Annotated in this window: 16 protein-coding genes and 1 riboswitch; of the genes, 7 read left to right on the top strand and 9 right to left on the bottom strand. The window is 37.0% G+C overall.

Annotated features, from left to right (window positions below; translation table 11 throughout):
* The first annotated feature begins 207 nt into the window (after positions 1-207).
* Positions 208-999, top strand: a complete 792-nt coding sequence (locus ACK4M9_RS05185) for an alpha/beta fold hydrolase (protein ID WP_409848531.1) — start codon at positions 208-210, stop codon at positions 997-999.
* 137 nt (positions 1,000-1,136) lie between these two features.
* Positions 1,137-2,195, top strand: coding sequence for a DUF3900 domain-containing protein (locus ACK4M9_RS05180; protein WP_409848530.1), 1,059 nt, complete (start codon positions 1,137-1,139; stop codon positions 2,193-2,195).
* A 243-nt stretch (positions 2,196-2,438) separates the two neighbouring features.
* Here ACK4M9_RS05180 and ybaK read toward each other — a convergent pair whose 3' ends face one another.
* The 3 genes from ybaK to ACK4M9_RS05165 all read right to left on the bottom strand — a co-directional run bounded on the left by ybaK (position 2,439) and on the right by ACK4M9_RS05165 (position 4,751).
* Positions 2,439-2,891, bottom strand: coding sequence for a Cys-tRNA(Pro) deacylase (gene ybaK / locus ACK4M9_RS05175; RefSeq protein WP_409848720.1), 453 nt, complete (start codon positions 2,889-2,891; stop codon positions 2,439-2,441).
* A gap of 102 nt (positions 2,892-2,993) precedes the next feature.
* A complete protein-coding gene (locus ACK4M9_RS05170; protein ID WP_409848529.1) occupies positions 2,994-3,959 on the bottom strand; it encodes a 3'-5' exoribonuclease YhaM family protein in 966 nt (321 codons plus the stop codon).
* Positions 3,960-4,025: 66 nt separating this feature from the next.
* A complete protein-coding gene (locus ACK4M9_RS05165; protein WP_409848528.1) occupies positions 4,026-4,751 on the bottom strand; it encodes a hypothetical protein in 726 nt (241 codons plus the stop codon).
* Positions 4,752-5,003: 252 nt separating this feature from the next.
* Between ACK4M9_RS05165 and folE2 the strand changes: the two genes are divergently transcribed.
* A complete protein-coding gene (gene folE2, locus ACK4M9_RS05160; protein ID WP_409848527.1) occupies positions 5,004-5,909 on the top strand; it encodes a GTP cyclohydrolase FolE2 in 906 nt (301 codons plus the stop codon).
* A 285-nt stretch (positions 5,910-6,194) separates the two neighbouring features.
* On the opposite strand, the gene ACK4M9_RS05155 is transcribed toward folE2, so the two are convergent.
* From ACK4M9_RS05155 to ACK4M9_RS05140, 4 genes are all read right to left on the bottom strand, one after another.
* Positions 6,195-7,133, bottom strand: a complete 939-nt coding sequence (locus tag ACK4M9_RS05155) for an NAD(P)H-dependent flavin oxidoreductase (protein WP_409848719.1) — start codon at positions 7,131-7,133, stop codon at positions 6,195-6,197.
* A gap of 449 nt (positions 7,134-7,582) precedes the next feature.
* On the bottom strand, positions 7,583-8,485 hold the full coding sequence (locus tag ACK4M9_RS05150; protein ID WP_409848526.1) for a DUF4349 domain-containing protein: 903 nt from the start codon (positions 8,483-8,485) through the stop codon (positions 7,583-7,585).
* Between the two features lie 79 nt (positions 8,486-8,564).
* The gene (locus ACK4M9_RS05145; protein ID WP_409848525.1) at positions 8,565-9,233 is read right to left on the bottom strand and encodes a GNAT family N-acetyltransferase; all 669 of its coding nucleotides are present in this window, start codon (positions 9,231-9,233) and stop codon (positions 8,565-8,567) included.
* Positions 9,234-9,464: 231 nt separating this feature from the next.
* Positions 9,465-10,352, bottom strand: coding sequence for a 5'-3' exonuclease (locus ACK4M9_RS05140; RefSeq protein ID WP_409848718.1), 888 nt, complete (start codon positions 10,350-10,352; stop codon positions 9,465-9,467).
* A 231-nt stretch (positions 10,353-10,583) separates the two neighbouring features.
* Here ACK4M9_RS05140 and ACK4M9_RS05135 point away from each other — a divergent pair, with 231 nt between their 5' ends.
* From ACK4M9_RS05135 to ACK4M9_RS05125, 3 genes are all read left to right on the top strand, one after another.
* Entirely contained in the window at positions 10,584-11,813 is a 1,230-nt protein-coding gene (locus ACK4M9_RS05135; protein ID WP_409848524.1) for an MFS transporter, read from the top strand.
* Between the two features lie 488 nt (positions 11,814-12,301).
* Positions 12,302-12,378: riboswitch (glycine riboswitch) on the top strand.
* A gap of 172 nt (positions 12,379-12,550) precedes the next feature.
* Entirely contained in the window at positions 12,551-12,826 is a 276-nt protein-coding gene (locus ACK4M9_RS05130; protein ID WP_409848717.1) for an ACT domain-containing protein, read from the top strand.
* Positions 12,827-12,840: 14 nt separating this feature from the next.
* Positions 12,841-14,202 (top strand): PFL family protein, encoded by a 1,362-nt coding sequence (locus ACK4M9_RS05125; RefSeq protein WP_409848523.1) that lies wholly within the window; start codon positions 12,841-12,843, stop codon positions 14,200-14,202.
* A gap of 275 nt (positions 14,203-14,477) precedes the next feature.
* On the opposite strand, the gene ACK4M9_RS05120 is transcribed toward ACK4M9_RS05125, so the two are convergent.
* Together ACK4M9_RS05120 and ACK4M9_RS05115 are read right to left on the bottom strand one after the other, a co-directional pair.
* A complete protein-coding gene (locus tag ACK4M9_RS05120; protein WP_409848522.1) occupies positions 14,478-15,218 on the bottom strand; it encodes a PRC-barrel domain-containing protein in 741 nt (246 codons plus the stop codon).
* 54 nt (positions 15,219-15,272) lie between these two features.
* Positions 15,273-15,728 (bottom strand): YtxH domain-containing protein, encoded by a 456-nt coding sequence (locus tag ACK4M9_RS05115; protein ID WP_409848521.1) that lies wholly within the window; start codon positions 15,726-15,728, stop codon positions 15,273-15,275.
* Between the two features lie 234 nt (positions 15,729-15,962).
* Here ACK4M9_RS05115 and ACK4M9_RS05110 point away from each other — a divergent pair, with 234 nt between their 5' ends.
* Entirely contained in the window at positions 15,963-16,223 is a 261-nt protein-coding gene (locus tag ACK4M9_RS05110) for a DUF2524 family protein (RefSeq protein ID WP_409848520.1), read from the top strand.
* Positions 16,224-16,411 lie beyond the last annotated feature (188 nt).

Raw genomic sequence — 16,411 nt, 5'->3', positions numbered from 1 at the left:
TACCTTCAATCTTACTTGTACCATAATAAGCTGAGATTTTCTAGACTCGACCAACTTTTTGAATCTGGCTTGAAAGCCGAAAACATGATAGTTTTTATGAATATTTCATGAACTAATATTTACTAGTAAGCTTATATACCCCTAATCTAGTGAAGTCATGTTATAATAACAAAAGTTATTCTATTCATAAAGCGAGGTTCTGTTTACGTGCTATATTATCGTGAATATTTAAACAGCGAAGAAAAACCTTGGGTAACGTTTATTCATGGTGCTGGCGGAAACTCCAACACTTTTTTTAAACAAATAAAAGATTTCCGTAAGCATTTTAATGTTCTACTAATCGACCTCAGGGGTCATGGAAAATCTAAGAAATCACGTTGGCAAAAAGGTGATTCCTTCGTGCAAATTTCCGAAGATGTCATTGAAGTGTTAGATCACTTAAATATTAAAGAAACACATTTTGTTGGTGTATCGCTTGGAACAATTGTCGTTCAAACGATGGCTCAAAAACATCCTGAACGCATTAGTTCAATGATTCTAGGTGGGGCTGTAATCAAGCTAGATATCCGTACAAATTTCTTAATAACAGTAGGAAATCTTGGAAAGCACTTTATTCCCTATATGTGGCTGTATCGCTTATTTGCATGGATTATCATGCCTAGATCCACACATACGGAATCGCGTAATGCCTTTGTTGATCAAGCAAAAAAAATGTGCCAAAAAGAGTTTATCAAATGGTTCTCTGTAACAAGAGCGATTAATCCATTTTTAAGAAAGCTTCAACGAGATTTCTTTAACATTCCAACATTATTTGTCATGGGTAAGGAAGATTATTTATTTCTTCCCCCAGTAGAAGAGTTAGTCGGGCAAAATGACAAACTAGTATTAGAATGTATCGAAAACTCAGGCCATGTTTGTAACATTGATCAACCTGAAAAATTTAATACAGCTTCTATTAATTTTATTTATCAACAGAAACAGTTAAAAGAAGTTTTATAGAATAGAAAATCTAAGTCCAAACCTAGCAGCTTGGGTAAAGTTTCTATTTTACATTTATTTAAGGACTTTGTCTTTTTGACAACTGTCCTTTTCTGTTTTTCTAAGCTAACTAGAACAACTTAAAAGGGGACTAACAAATGGATTTTGATATTCAATATTTATCCTTTTCAATTATTAATATCGAAGGTAGTGGCGAACAAGCCAATAAAACATATAAACAGCTTGCTACACTTGACGAATACAAGTACTCAGAAAGCCCACTTAAGCCTTTCTTGGATGGCGAATTAATGAAAATAACGAAACGGAAAGTCGAACGCCATCCGAAATCAGAGCAAGTACCGACGAAAATTGGTCGTTTTATCGTTGAACCTGGTTATGACTTAGCATCTAACCCAAATTATAACTTGTTCAATCGAATACGAGGCGCTGCGCAAATTGATGATTTTTCAAAAAGTTGTCGTGAACTTATTCAAACGTATACAGATACTACTGCGGTTCGTGGCGGTGTTCTAATCATCGCTTCAGCAAAACTTAACAAATATTTTGATGAACCGTTTGTGTTTGTCATGAAATGCGATTTTGAACAAAAAGTCGCTTCAATTACGGATGAAAAAACGCTTATAAATAACGTAGAGTTGGCAATCACAACTAAGAATATGAAATCGATTCAATACCCTTACATGCCTGAAGAAGGAATGCTAGAAGTTGGTGAATTAAAGATCCACCAAGCCTCACATGCACGTTATTTTGAGGATTTCTTAAAAGGGGTTACTTATGAGAAATCAATGCCCGAGATTGTTAAACAACAAGTCGTTGATTTGGTATATGAAGAAATTGATCATGTCTTTTCAGAGCCATCTGAAGAGCGCGTTCAAGCTGAAACTGATTTAGAAGTTTGGGCAACGAGTCCTAAACGTGAGCTACAAGAAAAGTGGACAGAAGAACAAGTGATGGAAGCAACGACGCGGATTGTCGAGCACGCACCTGAAATTGAACTAAAGCTGAAATTGGATCATATGTCAATTAAAGGCCTTCTCGCTGATTTCGGAGACTGTATTCATATTGCAAAAGTAAACGACCGTTATGTCGTCCTCCTTGAGGGCGATATGTTTCAGTTTGAAAAAAACGTCTCTCCTGTTGAGTTTTTAAAGCCCTCTGAACTCCATGAGATTGTCGAGAAGCTCGGCAGAAAATAGGGTGCAGAAGATGTCGGTGGATCTCCTTGATAACCCCTAGAATACATTAGAGTTTTAGAGCGATGAGGGCAAACCCATCGATTTTTTGTTGAATATGGGAACCTTTAGGTGCCAGGCACCTAAAGGTTCCCTTGAACGAGCCTCTAAAATTTGGTGAATTTAAAGCGAAGTGAGTGGAATACAGAGACTATTAAATTGGAGATAGTGGCGGCATGGCTTTCGTTGCCATGCCGATTTTCTGTGTCAGTCAACAAGACTTGCGAACTCCGCTTTCGTTATTTTTGCCAAATCCGATACCGCTAACTGTAGTTGTATCCCAATCTTCCCACCACTTACTATAATCGATGGGATATCTTGCCCATGATCATCGAGAACAGTCGGAAAGAGCTTTTTCATGCCAATAGGTGAACAACCACCACGTACATAACCAGTAAGCTTCGTGATATCTTTTACTGGGATTAACTCGACCTTTTTCTCCCCTACAGACTTTGCTGCCTTTTTCAAATCTAACTCTTTTTCCACCGGTACGACAAACACAAAATATTGTTTGCTAGCACCTTGGGCTACTAAAGTCTTAAAAACAATTCGGACATCCTGATCAATCTTTTTTGCTACTGAAACACCATCAATTTTGCCATCTTCACTTTCGTATGTATAAATCTCATATTTCATTTTCTCTTTATCTAACATTCGCATTGCATTTGTCTTTTTTTCTTTTGCCACTTTTTTCACCTCAATTTATTATAATCGTTCTGCTAAAAATAAAAAAGAAACCTAAAAAGGATGACTATGAAAAAGTCATCCTTCCAGTCTTATTTTTTTAATTCTTTTTTCAAGTACTTTTGACCACTCGGACCATTCTCCTTGTGGCGTTTTTTCCAAAAGATGTTGAACAACACCTAGCCTAGTATCAAGGACATCGACTAAATGGAGAGCAAATGCTTCAGGGACGCTTGGTTGTACTGGACTACCATACTCCCCTTTACCATGATGGCTTAAGATCATATGCTCTAGTAACTCAACTTCGATAGAATTGACGTCAATATTCAACATCCGGGCTGTTTCCCTAATATCATGGGCCATTGTAACGATATGACCAACAAATTTTGATCTATCAGTTACTTTCGTGACAATCCCTTTTTCCAACTTATAATCTTTAATCTTTGCTAGATCATGTAAAATTGCACCACTAATAAGAAGGTCTCGATTAAGCATGTTTGGGTAAAGTCCGATGACTGTTTCAGAGAGCCTTACCGTGTTAAGTATATGCCATAACAGTCCACCATAACCTTGATGTCCATGGATTGATGCTGGATATTGTGCCAAAAACGGTTTATATAAATGAAATACTTCGCCAACAATTTTTTTTAACGACTCGTTTCTGATACTAGTAATCGTCTCTTCTAATTCTAGGTAAGCATCTTCAACATCAATTGGCGCTGCTGGTAAAAATTCCGAAATCGATATGACCGTTTCTTCATCAGGATATACGATATAAAAAACCTTCAAATCAATTGTTTGTTGAAACTGTCGGGTGATTCCTTTAATTAGGACAACTTGCGGTAGCTCTTTATGAATAACATCATAAAGCTGATAATCTTTTTCGGTTAAATCCCATTTTCGCGCCTTTATCTCACCAGAAGCATCGGCTAAAGTCATTTCAAAATATGTGCCATTTTTCCCAAGCTTCGTTTGTAAGCTAGTAAGTAAAAAGTGTTCTTTAATCGTCTCATTCACTTTTAAACTGGGGATTACTCTTCGCACCTTCCACCATCCTCCTCAACTAACCATTAGTACAATGTATGAAAAGGAATATAGGCGTATGATTTTTTATTTTGAGATCAAAACGATATTTACATCTCCGCCTGATAACTTTGCTACTTCTTCAATAATTTTCATTCCTGTTTTTAAGTCAAGGCTATCATCTTCGAAAAGAAATAAATTATTTGTAGCATATTCATATGCCTCTGCTTCACGGATTGTATTTTTATCAAAATAGGTAATATCTTCACCGTATTCAAATTTTGTGGCGTAAGGCTTTAAATACCCAAACTGTTGAATATATTCCACCGCTTTAATTCGTTTACAGGCGTACGGGAAACGGAATTTCGCTAAAAACAATTTATTTTCATTTACATCTTCAACGAGCACATTAAAGTCATGCTTAGGAACAAGATTAGTAGCTTTATATGAAGTTTTATTACGATAGTGATGAAACTCTTTAATTCCAAGCATATGGAGAATGTTTAACGTCTCAATCATTTTACTACTTGTATTAAGCCAAACTTCATTTAACGTATCATCCCTTAAAATAAACGTATATCTCAGCGTTTTCAAACATTCACGATAAGAATTTTTCACGCTCGCTTCATACTCTTTTCGACTAAAAAAAACTCTTCTGTGGAGGCTTCCACTTTTTTCGATCACTTCTATATAGGGCGTTTGTTCAATATAAAGAATTTCGAACTCACGAATATCAGAAATAAATGGTAAGATCGATTTTACATATTCTTCGACCTGTTCAGGATCTTCACTATAGTAAGCAAAACGGTTCACTGATTTCCCTCCCGTCATCTTTCCTTTGCTTTAAAATATGCAAAAAAAACCATATAGAGAACAAAGGAAAACGAATTACGAGATTGTCTGAATTTAAAATTTGCTTTAAAAAGGTGTAAATACCAAGTTTCTAGTATTCTAAAAAAAATAAAGACCATTTCAGTTCATATTCTTTGTACTATGTCGATAATGTTAATATAATAAAATCAACCGATTACCAACGAGCTTCAGAAAAAAAGTGAGGTTATGAATATGATAAAAACATTAGGTTTGCCTTCAAAAGCAGAAAGACATAAACGCTTTGGGTCAGTACCACCAATAAAGGGAACAAAGCCAACAGATAAAGAAACGATGCCTGATTTACAAAATACACCAAATGATTTTCTTTTCGCGATCAATTCAGTCGGAATTAGTAATGTAAAACACCCGGTAATTGTTCACTCTGAATTAGAGCCTAAAGTGCAAACGACGATTGCAACGTTCGCGTTGACAACAAGTCTACACCAAATGTCAAAAGGCATTAATATGAGTCGTTTGACTGAATTACTTCAGCAATACCACGAAGCAGGTTTTGTTCTTTCTTTTGAACAGCTACGTAATTTCACGAAAGAACTAGCTGAAAAAATGGAACAAACCTCAGCTACAATTGAAGTAACCTTCCCATGGTTTTTTGAACGAAAGAGTCCTGCATTAGCTAAGGTTGGCCTAATGCACGCTGATGCAAAAATTTCAGTTACCTATAATAGTGAAACAGACCAATGCACGTATGAAACTGGTTTAACTGCAGCAATTACTACTTTATGCCCTTGCTCAAAGGAAATTAGCGAATATAGTGCACATAATCAACGAGGCTATGTCCGGATTGAAACAGTTCTTTATTCTGATAGCGTTGGAGAAACTGATTGGAAGAAATTCCTTTTAGAAGCTGCTGAATCAAATGCAAGTGCCCAGCTACATCCTGTTTTAAAACGTCCTGACGAAAAAATGGTAACAGAAAAAGCTTATGAGAATCCGAGGTTCGTAGAAGATATGGTACGTCTTGTTGCTGCTGACCTTTACGAAAACCCATTTGTTAAAGCATTTTCAGTAGAGTGCCGCAACGAAGAATCGATTCATGTCCATGATGCGATTGCTTCGATTACATTTGAAAAACAATAAAAAAGTTCTCTGCTAAGCGAAGCAATTGATTTTGGACTCAGAATTATCTGTGGATAACCGTGAGAGGCAAATGGAAAAGTTAGGTTTAAATGATCCACTACACATCCAATATCTGTGCTTTCTGACCAGTACCACGAGCAACGACAAATCAAAAAAAACGAGACTGTCCCATTGTAAAGGATCAGTCACCTCGACTACTAGAAACCGTGTACAAACATACACTTCTAGCTATAATATCACTTCGAGGTGAGCTGAAACTTATGGGACAGTCTCGTTTCTTATATTTTATACAGTTTTTAATGAAAGTGTACGTTCACATGCTCCCATTAAATTTTCAATGATTGTTTTGACTGGTAAGATCTCTTTAATTTCATGAACTCTTGCCCCAGCAAAAACAATGCCATTTTCTACATTTCCCTTAACGGCTTGCACCAATGAATCTAAGGTACAGAATTGATAATTACATTGCTTCAAGCAGGAATGGCATTTTTCAATTTTTATTTTTTCAAGATTATTCACTTTCTCAACGAAACTATTTTTAATGGCTCTTCCGTGAAGACCAACCGTCGTTTTTACTAAAACGGTATCACCGTCTTGGCAATCAACATATTTTTGCTTGTAAGCATCCGGAGCGTCACATTCGACACTCGCAACGAAGCGTGTGCCCATTTGAACGCCTGCAGCTCCCATTTCGAGCGCTTTGGCAATATCTTCTCCTGTCATTATTCCACCGGCTGCAATAACTGGAATATCAACAGCTTCGATTACTTCAGGCAAAATCTCAAAAAGCGGACGATCAGTTCCTAAGTGGCCACCAGCTTCAAAGCCTTCAACGACAACAGCTGCTGCTCCTAACTTTTGCGAAATTTTTGCTAACTTACCCGAAGAAACGATAGAAATGACTGGAACACCGTATTCTCTGCCCCACTGATACATATCACGCGAAATTCCTGCTCCTGAAATGATAAAATCAACTTTTTCTTCCATAGCGGCTTTAATTGTATTAGCAAAATCGGTCATCGCAAACAAAACATTAACTCCAATATAACCTTTGCCATTCGTTAATTCGCGCGCTTTACGAATTTGCGCTTTCATCTCATCGATCGGTATTCCAGTTCCGGAAATGATCCCGATTCCACCAGCATTAGCAACGGCTGAAGCTAAACCGCTTAATGAAATCGCTACTCCCATTCCGCCTTGCATAATTGGTACTTTCGGTGTCATATGAGCAATTTTTAACTGTGGTATATTCAACAGAGCTCCCCCTCATCAAAACTAATTTTCATTACAAAGAATATTCACCTTTTACTACCAAGTAATAAAGGCTGAAAGAATAGACATATTAACCAAGTATTTCTATTTTTCCTCAGTAATATAACTCTATTCGTTTTCTATTAATAAAATCGTATCAAAATAAACCATATGTACACAAGTTACATTTGTCACCTAGTAATAAGATTTGGTATTAATTTTTTTGAAAAATTATTTATTTTTTCACTTGACTCCTTAAAGTTACATCGATTTTGTCGTCAAAATCACTTCTAAATTGAAAAAATAGACCACCTGATGGCAGTCTATTAGATAATGTAGTTTTTTATAAATCGGCCTTAGCCTCAAGTGCTTGAGAGGCAATAGCATAAATGAAGATGAAGTTCCTTTGGAAGTGAATCTAGTTACCCCTCGAAAGGTTTGTTATTTCGTTTTCTTCTCATCCACATTAGGATCACAAAAACAATCAATACTAGTGGTACAACAATCGGGCTTAAACCAATTGCTAAAACGATCATTCCAGAGAAAAAGGAAATGAGTGTGTTCACACTACCCATAAACAAGCTTTGTGCTTTATCCCATGTATTTAGGGCTTCACTGTCTTTTATTGATGGAACCGTCACAAGTCTTTCCGATAAATGGATTGTTATGGTCGAGTAATCTACATTTGTTTTTAAATAATTCATTCTACCTAATAATTGTTCAATCTCCTCTTGAACACTTCCTAGGTCTTTTGAAATTTTTAATAAATCCTCTGTTTTTTCAGCTTTCGCCATAAAACTAAGCAGTCTTTCTTCGACGACTCGCTTTGATCGTAATCGCGATTCTAAGTCAATATACTCTTCAGTTACATCGTTCCCTCTAATTTGCCGTTCATTGACTTTGACACTCGTTGATTCAACTTCATTAATGAAAGGATTAAAGTTTTTTTGCGGAACTTTAACAACTAAATTCCCATTAATCCAATCTTCACCACTATGATAAATCGCTGATTCGACGACATAGCCACCAAGAGCAGCTACCCTTTCTTGAATGGTTGCTTCAATTTTATGATAGTCTTTTACTTCTAGTGACAAATTTGCATTGTAGATGACCATTCGATCCGTTGAGAGAATTTCTGGATCAGTTCCTACTTCATTAGCCGTACCGCCATACTGAGCTTTCCTTTCTGATTGTACTTCTTCGATCGCAGCATCCTCGGCGTAATAGCCTTCTGACGAGCTTGAGTCTCCTCTACTACCACAAGAGACAAGTATCGATATCAATAATATAAAAAGGAAAAATTTCAATCTTTTAAAGTTTTTCACAATTAACCCCGCCTTTATCTTTTTATTATTAGACGATTTCTGTTGAGCAGAAGTTTCAAGATTCTTCTCTCAGCTATAATTACCTTTGATTAAACGGATTTTTCCATTCCATCAATACACCATAATTACAAGAATCCTCATCTTCTAAATAGTTTCTGACTATGGCAACTGGCATTCTACCACATTGAAGCAAAAATGAAATGACCGGGTCTCGTAACTCCCCTTGAACAAGTTTTTCTAAGTACTGCTCTGGTGTTAGATCTTGCGCCAGCTTTTTATACCCGGGCATTCTCCCACCACCTAATAGGCGTTCTAGTTTATGATAAACAACAACATCGTACATTGAATCCATTAAGACCTTACCTAACTTATGCTTACGAAACGAAGGTCTTATACAAAGGTCAACAACATAAAGCGTGTTGCCGTCTCTTTGATGATTACGAATATATCCGTTATCTGTAATCTCCTCCCACGTATGATTTGGATTAGCTGTATCAAAACTTACAAGTAAGCTTGTCATAGATCCAGCTAATTCGCCTTCGATTTCAAGACAAAGTGCCCCTTCTGGGAAAAGACTAACGTGATTCGTTAACTGCTCTTCATTCCACCATAGTTCACTAGGAAAGGGTGGCGGAAAGCTTTCTTGTTGAATTTCTATTAACTGATTAAAATCAGCTTTTTGATAATTTCGCACAACTACTTTTAACGGCTTTCCTTCATGAAAGTGGTATATTTCTTTTCGATACAATCGTAACACCCCTTCTTAAAGCAAATTCACATAAGTAATATACGAGTCTGTCTATTTCTGTTTTGTACACCTTATTTTACCATTTAAATCATTAAAATCACTAGAACAAAAAATAGAGACTGTCCCATTAGTAAGTCACCTTGTGCGCTACCAATATAGATGTGTATGTTTGCACACAATCTATTCTAGTAGACAAAGTTACTGTTACTTTTTGGGACAGCCCCATTTCTATTAACACAAAGGCTGAATATTTACTTTTAGTCGTTCTAAAAACGATTTATCTTTTAGGAGACGGTGAAATTCTAACTCCTCAAACATTTCTGTTACTTTCTTCTCATCAATGTTACGAACACATTCCTCTAGGACAATTTCAACCGGAACCTCACAATGAATTTCCGCTAATTTGCGAGATAAATGAAGCATGTCCAACTCAGTTTCAATCTTAGTACGGATCCCCTTGGATAGACTAGCTAAATTTTCTAAAATCCCTGAGATGGATTGATACTCTTTTAGTAGCTTAATGGCAGTTTTTTCACCGATGCCTTTAACTCCAGGGAAGTTATCGCTCGTATCCCCCATTAAACCTTTTAAATCAATGAACTGCGCAGGTGTCAGTTCTTTTTCTTCTAGTAGTTTTTCAAGCGTATATACTTCATAGTTTGACATACCCTTTTTCATGATAATGGAATGGATATTTTCATCAATTAACTGGAGGCTATCGTGATCACCTGTTAAAATTTGAATTTTAAGTTTGTGACTATATTTTTTCGCAATCGTGCCAATACAATCATCCGCCTCAAATCCTTCAATGCCAATGCTAGGAATATTAAAGCTCTCAACTACTTTTTTCACTAAATCAAATTGTGGAATTAACTCTTCAGGTGGCTCGCCACGGTTTGCTTTATACGCTGGATAAAGCTCATTACGAAACGTACGTGCTCCCATATCCCAGCAGCATAAAACATGACTCGGTTGAAACGTACTTATCGCATCTTGCATGTATTTAACAAAGCCGTATATTGCATTGGTAGGAACACCTTTGCTCGTTTTCATAATATATCCGCTATAAGAAGTAGCAAAATAGCCTCTGAAAAGAAGAGCCATACCATCAATAATCATTAAAGATTCTTTATTAGACAAAAAGATCAGCTCCCTTATTCGTGTAAGTGTCTTCTCGTTTTAACCCATGCAGCTCCTCTTACAAAAAGCGCAATTTAAAACTCATAACTACGATGTTACCAAAAATCAGGATAGAATGATAGTGAGAAGCTAATATTCGTTATTTTCTGTTCAAAGCTTTATCATAAAATGTTAAGATAAAAAAAGACTTAATAAGAAGGAGTAGCGTCTATGCAATTACAACAAAAACAGGTTCCAATAGCTTCACCAGAACAAAAAACAATGTACAATATTCTATTAATTATTGGCTTTGTCCATCTCTTAAATGATGCAATTCAAGCTGTTGTTCCAGCGATGTTTCCAATTTTACAGCAATCTATGGGTCTAACATTTACACAACTCGGTCTCATCGCATTCGCCCTAAATTTAACTTCGTCAATTATTCAACCTGTTGTCGGTTTCTATACTGATAAAAAGCCTTCACCTTACGCTCTACCTATTGGGTTATGTTTTACTTTTGTCGGCGTTCTCGGCATTGCTTTTGCGCCTTCGTTTTCACTTGTATTAATCTCGGTTATTTTTATCGGTTTAGGTTCAGCTACGTTTCACCCAGAAGGATCACGAGTTGCTTACATGGCAGCTGGAAATCGTCGTGGTTTTGCGCAATCTATTTATCAAGTTGGCGGTAACGCCGGGCAAGCACTTGCTCCATTAATTACCGTTTTGATTATCGTACCATTTGGTCAGTTTGGCTCCATATGGTTTACACTTGTCGCAGCACTCGCTATTGGACTATTAATATATATTGCTAGATGGTATAAGGAACAGGTCCAGTTAAGCGCTAAGAAGCAACGCATCGAAAAAGCAGGAGTACAAGGAAGTCGTGAAACACGAAGAATTGTCTTATTTGCAATTATTCTCCTCGTTTTTCTCGTATTCGCTCGTTCTTGGTTCCATGCTGGGATTTCTAACTTTTACGTCTTTTACTTAATGGAGCAATTTAATTTTTCAGTTGAAAAGGCACTTATCTATATTTTTATCTTTTTAGGCGCTGGAGCTGTTGGTACTTTAGCCGGTGGGCCATTAGCAGATCGTTTTGGCAAACGAAATATTTTAATGATATCCATGTTAGGTTCTGCCCCACTTGCTTTGTTACTCCCACATGTAGGGCCGGTACTTTCTTACGTACTACTAGGAGCGATCGGTTTCATTATTTTATCAAGTTTCTCAGTTTCCGTTGTTTATGCACAAGAACTCGTCCCAGGAAAAATCGGGATGGTATCAGGGTTAATTGTTGGTCTAGCGTTCGGAATGGGTGCCATTGGTTCTGTCGCACTTGGTGTTATTGCTGACTGGGTTGGCTTAACGAATACGATGCTCTTAGTCGTATCGTTACCACTTCTGGGAATTCTCACATTCTTCTTACCTACTGACGAAAAGCTAAGAGAAATAAATAAATAAATAAATAAAACAAGAGATTTTTTGGATGCAGTTATTACCAACTTTAACATTGAACTCTATTTTCAGTGCCCGAAATTTGCTTCTCCGGATATTTTCAGGCTCTATTCTTATCTATTAGTGACCGAGATTTATTTTTCCAGATAATGTCGGGCTCTATTCTTGCCTATTAGTGACCGAAATTTGCTTCTCCGGATATTTTCGGGCTCTATTCTTATCTATTAGTGACCGAGTTTTATTTTTCCAGATAATGTCGGGCTCTATTCTTGCCTTTTAGTGACCGAGTTTTGCTTCTCCGAGTAATGTCGGGTTCTATTCTTGTCTATTAGTGACCGAGTTTTGCTTCTCCTGATGTTTTCAGGCTCTATTCTTCCCTTATTCCAAATACTCGCCAAACCATGACAATATCATGTTGACTATTTCACAATAACCTGATAATATCTTGTTAATTAAAAAAGCAAGCGATGAATACTATGGATCAAACTATAGTAGGAGCAGCTTCTGGAGAGTCCGCAACTTGCGGCGCCGAAGGATTCACAATCTCAGGCAAAAGGACAGAAGAGTAACTATACATATTCTTGTACGTTATTCTATTACCTTTTGAGATTGGAAAAATTCCAATCTTTTTTTGTATTTTAGTAACTTTATTATTTTAAAGTGCTAAAGTCAGATTTTTCATATCCAAACAAATGGGTATGCTAAGTTTTATGTAAGTTAAGTTTAAGGACGAGGTGAGCATGATGGAAAAAAGACGTGCAGTAGTTAGTGTAATTGGAAAAGACCAGGTTGGGATTATTGCTAAAGTAACAAATGTTTTAGCAAATAACAATGTAAATGTTCTCGATATTAGTCAAACGATCCTTCAAGATTTTTTTACGATGATGATGTTAGTAGATGTGACAGATATTGATAACCTCGACAAGCTCCAAGATCAATTTGAAACGATTAATAAAGAAATGGGCTTAAAGATTAACATTCAGCTTGAGGATTTATTTAAAGCGATGCATCGTGTCTAAGGGGGAAACTTAAAATGAATATTGCACTAGCAGAAATGCAAGAAACGATTAGAATGGTACAAATGGAAAGTCTTGATATCCGTACAGTCACGATGGGAATTAGCCTTCGCGATTGTGCTGACTCCGACTTTGAAAAAATGAATACTCGTGTCTATGAAAAAATAACAAACTACGCAAAAGATTTAAAGTCTGTAGCGGAAACCGTTGAAAAGGAGTACGGAATTCCAATTATTAATAAACGTATTTCAATTACTCCGGTTGCTGAGATATTAGGTAATGCTACAAAAGAACAAGCAGTTCAACTCGCTAAAACGTTGGATAAAGCTGCAAAAGTCTTAGGGGTAGACTTCATTGGTGGCTTCTCGGCTTTAGTTCATAAAGGCATTTCTAAAGGCGATCAAACGTTGCTTGATGCCCTCCCTGAAGCATTAAGCGTAACCGAACGTGTATGTGCATCAGTTTCTGTTGCAACAACAAGAACCGGAATTAATATGGATGCTGTAAGGCAAATGGGGATCATTATTAAAGATGCCGCTGAACGTACGAAAGACCAAAATGGTCTAGCATGTGCAAAGCTCGTTGTTTTTTGTAATCCAGTTGAAGATAATCCGTTCATGGCTGGTGCATTCCATGGCGCTGGCGAAGGTGAAGTTGTTCTTAACGTTGGTGTTAGCGGCCCTGGAGTCGTTCTTAACGCACTTCGTCGCTACCCTGATGTTGATCTTGGAAAAGTATCAGAAATTATTAAGAAAACAGCATTTAAAATCACTCGTGCTGGAGAATTAATTGGCCGTGTCGTCGCTGAGCGATTAAATGTTCCATTTGGAATTATGGATTTATCTCTAGCGCCAACAAATGCAATTAATGACAGCGTTGCTGAAATTTTAGAGGAAATTGGTCTTGAACGCGTCGGAACACATGGAACAATTGCCGCACTAGCATTAATGAACGATGCTGTGAAAAAAGGTGGGGCAATGGCGAGCTCTTATGTCGGTGGGTTAAGTGGCGCCTTTATTCCAGTCAGTGAAGATAACGGGATGATCCGTGGAATCGTTGATGGTGCGTTAACGTTATCAAAGCTTGAAGCAATGACATGCGTATGTTCAGTTGGTCTTGATATGATTGCTGTCACAGGTGATGCCTCTGCAGCCACATTATCAGCAATGATTGCAGATGAAGCCGCGATTGGAATGATTAATAAAAAAACGACAGCGGTCCGAGTCATCCCTGTTCCAGGTAAAAAAGAAGGAGAGATGGTTGAGTTTGGTGGTCTCCTTGGACGGGCTCCAGTAATGGGAGTAAATCCTTTTGGCTCTGATAAATTAATAAGTCGTGGTGGCCGCATTCCTGCACCACTTCAGGCATTAATTAACTAAAAAGACTCCCATAAGGGGGAGAGCACCTCCGTGTAATAATATAAAAAGGCTGTCCCACAAGTGGCAGAGCATCTCCATGTATTAATATAAAAAGACTGTTCCATAAAGTGTCAGCTACCTCGAATCATACTATAAAATAGATGCACAAAATCTATTTTTAGTAGTCGAGGTGACTGATACTTTACCTTGGAACAGCCTCTTTTATTGCCACACTTAATTCTTACAGTACATTTGCTTGTCGGTACTACCAAGCGCGCTTACGCTTTGTTCTGTTATTACCAATACTTTGATTTATCATATTTCGTAAAGATTTCATCTTCAAATTCCTTCGTAACTACTTGATCAGGATTATATTCAGGTCCATTTTCAATCTGAGCTTTGTTCAAATCAACTCTCATTATTTTTTCTGGCCAACTAATATACGAAATCCATTGTGGTGCAGTTAATACATGTTTTCCAACCCACCAGTTCTTCGTATCAACAACTAGATACCGAACTTTCCATGTTTGATCACAAATGACGAAGTTCTCAACATGGCCAATATTACCGTCCCTTGCTTCAATTGCGTATCCAGAAATTTCGCTAAAGCTTCGTAACGTATTCTCCTCATCAAACTCTCTTCCCACGTGCTCCTCATGTTGAGAAGACGCCAATTCTGTTGGATACATATACTCTCCCCAAGAACTATGACCACTCCAATAAGGTCTTAAACCATAATAATGAATTAAATCTACTTCATAATTTTTTGTAATTGGAAGATGCTCATCAAGTTCTGGACTATTCTCTATCTTTTCTTTTGTTAAAGAAACCTTGATGTTTCCATTAACTAAATCAAAGTCTTTAATAGACATTGGCGAAATAAGTACTTTTCTTCCAGGTAGCCATTTCAACGTATCAACGACTAAATACCTTACCGTCCAATGTTTTTCATCTAATACAAAGTCATGAACAGTACCAATTGGCCCATCAGTAGCGATAATATCAAATTTTTTCAACTCTTTAATATTGTGTAACATAACATAACACTCCTTAAATGTTGAATGTCCTATATTTTAGTAAGTTAATAGTCTTTAAGATATTTTTTTTGAAAGAGCCTCTATTTCTTTTTTGAAGTCTCGTTGTATCTCCTTGATCTCTTCTTTAACAACCTTCCCAATTTCTATGCCTGACTTCATTTCTTCCTTCATCATACTTTTCACTATTTTTTTAATCTCTTTTGCATCGATTTCGTCTTTACTGCGAAGCTCTTCAAGTGCTTTCTTTGCCTCATCAACAATATAACTTGCTTCTTCAATCACCGTATCAGTTAAATCTGGAGATCGCTCATCGAGAATTTCTGTAAATGCATCAATCTTCTCTTTCAAAATACTTGCTGCTTCCTCTGCTTTATTTTTACTGTTTTCAATTTTATCATTTATATCACTTCGCAGCTCGGGACCTGACTTTGGTGTTGTCAGCACAGCAATCGCTGCTCCCACTGCGCTACCGATCATTGTTCCTACTATTAAGCTTTTTTGTTTATCCATGTTCATCTCTCCTCGTAAAGTTATAGTTTTTTCTTAGCTTGTCTTTTTTGTTTCCTACTCCTTTACACGAAAACGAATCACTCCTAGTTTACTAATTTGTTGGCTTAGTAAGACAATACCCCGCTTTATTATTTTAAAACATTGGGTTTCATTAAAGACCATTGAGCTTGCATAAAAGCTTTGCAGCGAACACATAATGAAAAAGTGAAAAGAGCAAAAATGGAGGCGATCACTATGCTACAGAAGGACCAAATTGATAGTTATTTAACTAGAGCACACGAAACGATTGAGAGTGCCCATAAAGAACTATTAGACGTAAAGCTAATACAACAGAATGACCCAACTGAATATCCATTTATCATGAACCAAATTATGGAACTTGATGATGAAATCAGCGAAGTGCTAACTTCTGCATCCCCTCAACAACGAGACCAACTAGAAGATGTACAGCATCAGTTACGCGAAACAAAGACAGTGATGATCCGAGGTATATAAGAAGAGGCTATCCCATAAACGCCAGAACACCTCGAAGTGTACCAGCAGTAGAAGTGTATATTTTACACGTTCTATTGCTAGTAACGAGGTGTCTCCCCTGTAAAAAGCATCTACAGGAAAGTTCACTTTCTTCGATTGGATGTTTTGTGTCGTCCATATTTACATCCGTGTTGGTGAAAAGTGAACTT

Origin of the sequence: Anaerobacillus sp., from assembly GCF_046314235.1 — a bacterium.
Taxonomy (GTDB): Bacteria; Bacillota; Bacilli; order Bacillales; family Anaerobacillaceae; genus Anaerobacillus.
Note: the sequence above shows the minus strand (reverse complement) of the source record. Positions and strands in the feature narration are given on the sequence as shown.

Bases quoted from the DNA above. Each gene is read 5' to 3' on its own strand.
- ACK4M9_RS05180 (WP_409848530.1), top strand. From the start codon at position 1,137: ATGGATTTTGATATTCAATATTTATCCTTTTCAATTATTAATATCGAA.
- ybaK (WP_409848720.1), bottom strand. From the start codon at position 2,891: ATGCGAATGTTAGATAAAGAGAAAATGAAATATGAGATTTATACATAC.
- folE2 (WP_409848527.1), top strand. From the start codon at position 5,004: ATGATAAAAACATTAGGTTTGCCTTCAAAAGCAGAAAGACATAAACGC.
- ACK4M9_RS05155 (WP_409848719.1), bottom strand. From the start codon at position 7,133: ATGACACCGAAAGTACCAATTATGCAAGGCGGAATGGGAGTAGCGATT.
- ACK4M9_RS05140 (WP_409848718.1), bottom strand. From the start codon at position 10,352: ATGATTATTGATGGTATGGCTCTTCTTTTCAGAGGCTATTTTGCTACT.
- ACK4M9_RS05135 (WP_409848524.1), top strand. From the start codon at position 10,584: ATGCAATTACAACAAAAACAGGTTCCAATAGCTTCACCAGAACAAAAA.
- ACK4M9_RS05130 (WP_409848717.1), top strand. From the start codon at position 12,551: ATGGAAAAAAGACGTGCAGTAGTTAGTGTAATTGGAAAAGACCAGGTT.
- ACK4M9_RS05125 (WP_409848523.1), top strand. From the start codon at position 12,841: ATGAATATTGCACTAGCAGAAATGCAAGAAACGATTAGAATGGTACAA.
- ACK4M9_RS05120 (WP_409848522.1), bottom strand. From the start codon at position 15,218: ATGTTACACAATATTAAAGAGTTGAAAAAATTTGATATTATCGCTACT.
- ACK4M9_RS05115 (WP_409848521.1), bottom strand. From the start codon at position 15,728: ATGGATAAACAAAAAAGCTTAATAGTAGGAACAATGATCGGTAGCGCA.
- ACK4M9_RS05110 (WP_409848520.1), top strand. From the start codon at position 15,963: ATGCTACAGAAGGACCAAATTGATAGTTATTTAACTAGAGCACACGAA.